The following is an 812-nucleotide window of genomic DNA, read 5'->3' as shown; positions in this document are numbered from 1 at the left end:
TGTTATGCAGGCGTTAGCCGTTAAGAGGTCAATTTGGAAAGTACAGATTTAATGAAAAAAATTAATTCATTTGCATTAAGATCATTTCGAGATAATGCTGATCGAGATTATATTCATGCTCGTATGGCTTATAGAGCTCAGTTGTATCCTCAATGTTTTTGGTCTTCACTGCATGCACTTGAAAAATATGCTAAATGTATTTTAATTCTTACACGAACAGAGCGTGTAAGAATTAAAAAAAATAATTTTGATGATGTGGGGCATGAAGTTCTTAAATCACTAAAAATGCTCGAATCTTCGCTAGACATTATGTTATCGCAACAGACCGTTGATTTTCTTAAGAGACTAGAAAATGGAGCAAGATTTCGTTATTTAGAGGTATCTTGGCATAGTGAGTCAGCTGAACTTACTATTTTAGATCGTGCTGTCTGGGAATTGCGAAGATATTGTAATTCAGGTTTATATTGTTATGAAAATAGTCCGGAAGTGAAGTTATTAGATAATGTTAAAGAATTGCTTCAAGATATTGAAAATGTAACTGTTGAAAATACACATATAGCTGGTGGACGCTTAGAGGCAATACTTAAACAACCTAAATCGCCAGCTAAAAAAGAACTGGTTTGGAAAAATTTGTATTTCTCAAATTCTAAACGAAAAACTGTATGGTTGGAGTCTAATCTTATGGCTGAAAATTCATCACTATTTCTTTATCCGGAGATTATTGACGAATTAACTAAATATACTAGGATCCCAAAAGAAATCGTTAATGCTTATAAAAACGGCTAACAATCGCATCAACACGATTTGCTACA

1 protein-coding gene is annotated in these 812 nt (G+C 33.0%); it reads left to right on the top strand.

Annotated elements, in window-relative coordinates:
- Window positions 1-33 precede the first annotated feature (33 nt).
- Entirely contained in the window at window positions 34-786 is a 753-nt protein-coding gene (locus A6E03_RS10080) for a hypothetical protein (protein WP_141677258.1), read from the top strand.
- Window positions 787-812 lie beyond the last annotated feature (26 nt).

The organism is Aliivibrio sp. 1S128 (assembly GCF_001691065.1).
In the GTDB taxonomy this organism is placed as follows: domain Bacteria; phylum Pseudomonadota; class Gammaproteobacteria; order Enterobacterales; family Vibrionaceae; genus Aliivibrio.
The sequence above is the reverse complement of the archived record's forward strand: the minus strand, read 5'-3'. Positions and strand labels throughout refer to the sequence as shown.